This window comes from uncultured Oceanicoccus sp. (assembly GCF_963968385.1).
In the GTDB taxonomy this organism is placed as follows: domain Bacteria; phylum Pseudomonadota; class Gammaproteobacteria; order Pseudomonadales; family Dasaniaceae; genus Oceanicoccus.
The window spans coordinates 1-5,594 of record NZ_CAXAHB010000091.1 but is presented as its reverse complement, the minus strand read 5'-3'; the positions used below and the strand labels follow the sequence as shown (position 1 = coordinate 5,594).

Annotated in this window: 8 protein-coding genes and 1 tRNA gene; 4 read left to right on the top strand and 5 right to left on the bottom strand. The window is 46.3% G+C overall.

From position 1 onward, the window contains the following. Nucleotides 1-8 precede the first annotated feature (8 nt). Both flgC and flgB read right to left on the bottom strand, forming a co-directional pair. The gene (gene flgC, locus AACP44_RS08245) at nt 9-452 is read right to left on the bottom strand and encodes a flagellar basal body rod protein FlgC (RefSeq protein WP_339340050.1); all 444 of its coding nucleotides are present in this window, start codon (nt 450-452) and stop codon (nt 9-11) included. Beyond that, a complete protein-coding gene (gene flgB / locus AACP44_RS08240; RefSeq protein ID WP_339340049.1) occupies nt 452-853 on the bottom strand; it encodes a flagellar basal body rod protein FlgB in 402 nt (133 codons plus the stop codon). The genes flgC and flgB overlap by 1 nt, the downstream gene beginning before the upstream one ends. Nucleotides 854-1,204: 351 nt before the next feature. Between flgB and flgA the strand changes: the two genes are divergently transcribed. From flgA to AACP44_RS08225, 3 genes are all read left to right on the top strand, one after another. Then, nucleotides 1,205-1,960: a flagellar basal body P-ring formation chaperone FlgA gene (gene flgA / locus AACP44_RS08235; protein WP_339340048.1), complete on the top strand. Its 756-nt coding sequence runs from the start codon at nt 1,205-1,207 to the stop codon at nt 1,958-1,960. Between the two features lie 160 nt (nt 1,961-2,120). Further along, nucleotides 2,121-2,435, top strand: coding sequence for a flagellar biosynthesis anti-sigma factor FlgM (gene flgM / locus AACP44_RS08230; protein ID WP_339340047.1), 315 nt, complete (start codon nt 2,121-2,123; stop codon nt 2,433-2,435). A 99-nt stretch (nt 2,436-2,534) separates the two neighbouring features. Then, nucleotides 2,535-3,017 (top strand): flagellar protein FlgN, encoded by a 483-nt coding sequence (locus AACP44_RS08225; RefSeq protein ID WP_339340046.1) that lies wholly within the window; start codon nt 2,535-2,537, stop codon nt 3,015-3,017. 9 nt (nt 3,018-3,026) lie between these two features. Here the strand turns inward: AACP44_RS08225 and AACP44_RS08220 are convergent, their stop codons facing one another. Genes AACP44_RS08220 through arsS form a run of 3 tightly spaced genes read right to left on the bottom strand, consistent with a single transcriptional unit; the run spans nt 3,027 to nt 5,320 of the window. Continuing rightward, nucleotides 3,027-3,665 carry a TIGR04282 family arsenosugar biosynthesis glycosyltransferase gene (locus AACP44_RS08220; RefSeq protein ID WP_339340045.1) on the bottom strand — a complete coding sequence of 213 codons (639 nt, stop codon included), beginning with the start codon at nt 3,663-3,665 and terminating at the stop codon, nt 3,027-3,029. Further along, the gene (locus AACP44_RS08215; RefSeq protein ID WP_339340044.1) at nt 3,655-4,359 is read right to left on the bottom strand and encodes a TIGR04283 family arsenosugar biosynthesis glycosyltransferase; all 705 of its coding nucleotides are present in this window, start codon (nt 4,357-4,359) and stop codon (nt 3,655-3,657) included. The genes AACP44_RS08220 and AACP44_RS08215 overlap by 11 nt, the downstream gene beginning before the upstream one ends. Continuing rightward, complete coding sequence (gene arsS / locus AACP44_RS08210) at nt 4,352-5,320, bottom strand: arsenosugar biosynthesis radical SAM (seleno)protein ArsS (protein WP_339340043.1); 969 nt, start codon at nt 5,318-5,320, stop codon at nt 4,352-4,354. Before arsS ends, AACP44_RS08215 begins: the two co-directional genes overlap by 8 nt. Nucleotides 5,321-5,517: 197 nt before the next feature. Here arsS and AACP44_RS08205 point away from each other — a divergent pair. Continuing rightward, nucleotides 5,518-5,594: transfer RNA gene (locus AACP44_RS08205), tRNA-Arg, on the top strand.

Sequence of the window (5,594 nt, the reverse complement as noted above, 5' to 3'; positions counted from 1 at the left end):
TTGCAAATTTATTGTCCCAGCGTTAACACTCGCTGCATCATGGTTTTTGCCGAATTCATCACTTCAACATTAATCTGGAAAGAACGCGAAGCCGATATCATATCCGCCATCTCTTCCACAACATTAACGTTGGGGTAATACACATAACCGTCTTTATCCGCTTTTAAATGGTTGGGTTCATATTTGCGCACCAGTGGCGCATCGGATTCAACAATACCGCTAACGCGTACACCCACTGCGGCATCGTCAGTGATTGATGTCATCGACATATCATTGTTATTGAGCATATCTGTGCGCATTGTTTCGAAAACCGGATGACGGGCACGGTATACCTGACTGGTATTACTGTCAGCGGATTGCGCATTAGCCAGATTACTAGCCGTGGTATTCAGGCGAATACTTTGGGCTGACATACCCATGCCAGCAATATCAAAAACATTATTCAGCGACATTAAATATCTCCTTTAATGGCGTTTTTAAGCCCTTTGAATTTGCCATTGAGCATTTGCAAGCTGGCCTGAAAATCTAAGGTGTTTTGAGCAAAGCGACTCATCTCAACCTGTTCTTCGACGGTATTACCATCGAGTGAAGGCTGCAGTGGATTGCGGTATAACAACTCAGGACTGACCAGAGCGGTAGCGCCAGCACCAAAGTGACGGCTGTTGGTCGCGACCATAGGTTGACTGCCAATACTCATTTGCCCCTTAAGGATGCTTTTAAAATCAATATCACGGGCTTTAAATCCCGGCGTGTCGGCATTGGTCAGGTTGTTGGCCAACACTTCTGCGCGCTTGGCGCGAAGATGGAGTGCCTGTTCGTGAATACCCAATGCGTTTTCGAAACTGATTGCCATCGTTGCCTTGCCTGAAACTGATTTAAAGGAAGCTCAAACAAGTTAGAGCAAAGGGCATGCCAGAGTTGTAAGTTATTGATAATAATAGCTTTTAGGTTTTTATCAGCGAGATAACGGCAAGGCTTTTCCGCTTTTTGCACGGATGTGGCAATGGGCGGCAATCGCTTTAGACAGCCACCCTACCTCTCCAAGCTTATTAATTGCGTCGATACCGCAATAACCTAACAGAGTGCCGTTAAAGGCATAGTTATTGCTACTTATCACGATAAAGGTATCTACCGACAGTTTTTCGTCGATCAGTATTAACGTCTATTGCGATCTGGCATTTAGCCGACAGGCTATTGGCAAGCAGTGGAAAAGCAGCCTCAACTTGAACAGGCACAGGGCAAGATAATGAAAGTGCGTATTTTTTTTCTAGTGTTTAGTGTCCTAGGCTGTCCGCTTAGCAGTATGGCTTATGGCAATATCGGTGCAGAGCAGATCAAAGCGCGTGTCAGCGTTTTTATGGACGACTATGTCGTTAAGCTGGCTGACGATTATGGCAACAACGTGCGTATTGAATATGCCATTAGTCATCTGGATACCAGACTGGCGATGAAAGACTGCCCACAGCCACTCGAAGCCGAGCTTAACTCCCGTAATAATATTGGCCGTATCAATATTCGCGTCAGCTGCAACGAAGAAAATAACTGGTCTTTATATGTTCCTGTCGATGTCGATTTATTCCGCCCTATTGTCACCACGATTGCTCCCATCGCCAAGGGTGACGAACTGACCCGTAACGAGCTTGAAATGCGTGAAATGAATATTAGCCAGTTAAATGGCGTCTATTTTTCAGCCATGGAAGCTGTAACAGGTATGCAAGCAAAACGGTCAATCAGAGCCGATAAGGTGGTGTTGACTAATGATCTGGAACCGCCGCTACTGATCAAAAAAGGTGAACAGGTGCAAATGAGCGCTCGCTCCGGTGGGCTGGTGGTCAAAATCACCGGCGTTGCGCTGATGGATGGTCATAAGGGCCAACAAATCAGCGTTCGTAACAATCAATCGAAACGTGTGGTGGAAGCCAGAGTCAGCGGCCCGGGGCAGGTGGTGATTCAGTTGTAAAAAAGATCAATTTGGGTAATTAAAATAGGGGATATCAAGCGATCAGTAGGGTTTAGCTACCCGTTTATGCTAAAGTTTTCAGCCGTATTGCCGATGTTAACTATGATCGTTAGTAAATACTGCCCAAAAGCGCACTGCGCAACAGTAATGGATGTTAAAAATGGTTAGAGATATCAACGACTTGGGAAGCCAGCCCAGTGTTAGAACAGCGACCGATCAGGGCGCTAAAAAAGCCACTGAATCGACCGCTTCGGCCACCTCAAATCCCACTATTGGCAACGCTGAACAAGGCGATAGTGTGCAACTAAGCCCTGAAGCTAAAACCTTGCAGAGCATGACTGATAAAATAAACAGCCTGCCAGAGGTTAATCTCGACCGTGTCGAAAAGATTAAAGCCGCGCTTGAAAATGCTGAACACCAAGTCGACAAGCTGGAGCTGGCCGATAAGATATTGAATTTAGACGCACTGCTCTAAGGGCTTTAAAGCAGCTCTGGTTAACACGCCTTGGGCAGGGTGTTAATCAGTTGTAGAAACCAGCTACACATCATTACTAACGATCAAAGGTAACCAGCAATGACAGCGTCTCCTAATAACACTCTATGGTCAGATATTGAGGCCACTTTCGAATACGATATTCCGGCTACCACAAAACTGCTCGATCTATTGCAGCGAGAGCGCAAAGCGCTGGAACAACGCAATTACGAAGAATTTCAAAATATCATCGGCGAAAAGCAACCGATGCTAACCATTTTGGAAGGCCACGCCAATACCCGCCAACAACTGCTAACTGCCGCCGGTTATCATAACGAGCAGTCCACTCTAGAGGCCGCCGATATACAAGCACCGGCCGTTGCCAAGGCTTGGCGCCAACTTGCCGAAGACTGGAAACAGTGTCAGAACCTTAATGAAATCAATCAGCGAATTGCCAAACGTACCCGCTTGGTGGTTGGTCAAATGCTGGATTTATTATATGGCCAGAACAATCGAAATAAACTTTACACTAGCAAAGGCGATGCAAAAACCACAACCGCTGGCCGTCCCATTACCAGCGCTTGATTAACCAGATTAAATACCAAGATCGTCTGTTAAATCAGGCCTTTGTTGCTGCAATTTAATAAAGTCTTCCGGCCGATCGATATCCATCAGTGACTCCAACTCAAACCAATGAAGCTGCGCCTGTTGCAACCGGGCAACGGTGGTAGCAAACACATCCGCACTACCCCAAGGTATCTTATTAAACAGTATCGGCAAAGGTTGGTTTAAGCCTAGCAATACATAACCGCCATCATCGGCAGGGCCGATAACTATGCCATGCTGCTCGATCCCATCAAAAGCCTGCTGCAAATACTGCGGTGAAATGGCCGGACAGTCTGTACCCACAATCACTACCTGTGCAGACCGTTGCAGCGCACTTTCCAGTGCAAAGGACATACGCTCGCCTAAATTTTCACCCCGCTGTTGAAACACCGCCAAATCATACTGCGCTGCCAATTCCTGCCACCAACTATGCTGGCTACCTACCCATAGCTCAATATTGTAATCGGGCAGAGACGCCACCGTGCGCAAGGTATGCTTTATCAAATGACGGTGTAAGGCGGCGGCTTTGTCAGCCGTTAAAAAAGGCGTCAATCTGGTTTTTACTTCACCGGGAATTGGCGCTTTAGCAAACACCACAATCGTGTTATTAGTTTGCTTATTCGCCATAGTAGATTTTTACCAAACGGTCTGGGCTGGCGCCAAAAAAATAAGCCAGTCGTAAACGCCACATTAGCAAAACGGTTTTTATCATGCCATGCTGCTCCCAGCGCCGACTGGAAGTGAGTACCTTGTCCCTGCACACCCACGGTGACGACAATTTGCGCAAGGTTTTGCATAGATGAATATCTTCCATTAACGCCATATCGGCAAAGCCACCAATGTCCACAAAGGTAGCGCGCTGGACAAACAGACACTGATCGCCAGTACCGATAGAAGTTATTTTTGAGCGAGCATTAATAGCCGCTTCAATTATACGAAAAAAAATATGCCGCCCAGTCAGGGTCAAAGCGAAAAAACCCCACTGCTTATTGGTGGTCTTAAGGGCCATTAGAAAGGATGAAAAATTCGCGGGAAGTAATGTATCCGCATGCAAAAACAGTAACCAGCGACCTCGTGCCAAATCAGCACCGGCATTCATTTGTTTTGCCCTACCCGGTTCTGCCATCACGCATTGGTCAATCAATGGCGCTGCCTGCTCAGTAGTGGCATCATCACTACCACCATCGGCAAGAATAATTTCACAGCCTTTGTTACGCAAAACCTGCAAAGGCTGCAAGGTCGCTGCAATCGTCTCAGCTTCATTAAGGGTCGGAATAATAATACTAAGACCATAGCTGCTATCTGCATCCGCCTTAATCATTGAGTGCGCCGCCACAACTACTACCCTGACCCGCGGTGCAACCAAAACAGTGATCGCCGATAGCAATATCCCTATCCATCATCGATACCCCTAACAAGTCAGATAAATGGGTTTTGGTTTTATCGGTGGCGATTAGAGGCATTTCAAGCATTTGATTAAAATCGCAATCGTAAACATAACCCTGCCAGTCAATACTGATTAAACTGCGACACATCACCGTGGCCAAATTAGCGTCGCTAAAATTATTTTTTAGCAAATCCATATAGGGATTAAATGTATTATGGGACATCAGTACACTGCCAAAGCGACTGATAGGCATATTGGTAATGGTAAATAACTGGTTAAATTCAATACCAAAGCGCTGCTTTAATTCAGACTTATAATCGGCCTGCAAGGTTTCCTGCGGTGGTGGCAATACAGCACCGACAGGGTTATAAACCAGATTAAGTTGTTTATCTGCATCAATACCGTAACCCAGAGCATTGAGCTTTAATAAGGCCGCAATACTTTTATTATAAACGCCCTTGCCTCGTTGTTTTTCAACATTATCCTCGGAATAACAAGGCAAGGAAGCGGTGACTACCACGCCCTGCTCCGCTAAAAATTCTGCCAACCCTGTCGCGGCATAGTCAGGCTCGAGTAAAATCGTTAGATTACAGCGATCAATAACTTCGACGCCACGAAGACGCGCTTCAGTCACTAGATAGCGAAAATGCGGATTCATTTCCGGCGCACCACCGGTTAAATCCAACACCTGGATATCATGCTGGTCAATATATCTAAGGATTAAGTCAATGGTTGGCCGAGCCATCAACTCGGTACGGTTTGGACCGGCATTTACATGACAATGCACACAACTTAAATTGCAAAGATAACCAAGATTGACTTGCAGGGTTTCAACACGACCGCGTTTTATCGGTGGGAAATCTGTCGCTAATAACAGTGGGCGACTATCTAGCATGATATGACTCTCAAGGGGATCTGCTACTGGTATGGCTCTCACTCTAGCAATGAATAAAAGCGCTAACAAGTTCGATAATGGTGAATCCACAGATATAAAAGAGACTGCAAGCCTGCCAAGACTTGGCCGACCAAAACCCCACTGGGCATGGAGTCGATATTATTCTAGAATCAACAACCTTTTTGAATCAGCATATTCCGCCCTTAGCTCAGCTGGATAGAGCGGTCCCCTCCTAAGGGACAGGTCGCAGGTTCGACTCCTGCAGGGCGGGCCA

Coding starts and splice junctions, on each gene's coding strand:
- AACP44_RS08220 (WP_339340045.1), bottom strand. CDS start 3,665: ATGGCGAATAAGCAAACTAATAACACGATTGTGGTGTTTGCTAAAGCG.
- flgC (WP_339340050.1), bottom strand. CDS start 452: ATGTCGCTGAATAATGTTTTTGATATTGCTGGCATGGGTATGTCAGCC.
- arsS (WP_339340043.1), bottom strand. CDS start 5,320: ATGCTAGATAGTCGCCCACTGTTATTAGCGACAGATTTCCCACCGATA.
- AACP44_RS08215 (WP_339340044.1), bottom strand. CDS start 4,359: ATGATTAAGGCGGATGCAGATAGCAGCTATGGTCTTAGTATTATTATT.
- flgB (WP_339340049.1), bottom strand. CDS start 853: ATGGCAATCAGTTTCGAAAACGCATTGGGTATTCACGAACAGGCACTC.
- AACP44_RS08225 (WP_339340046.1), top strand. CDS start 2,535: ATGACAGCGTCTCCTAATAACACTCTATGGTCAGATATTGAGGCCACT.
- flgM (WP_339340047.1), top strand. CDS start 2,121: ATGGTTAGAGATATCAACGACTTGGGAAGCCAGCCCAGTGTTAGAACA.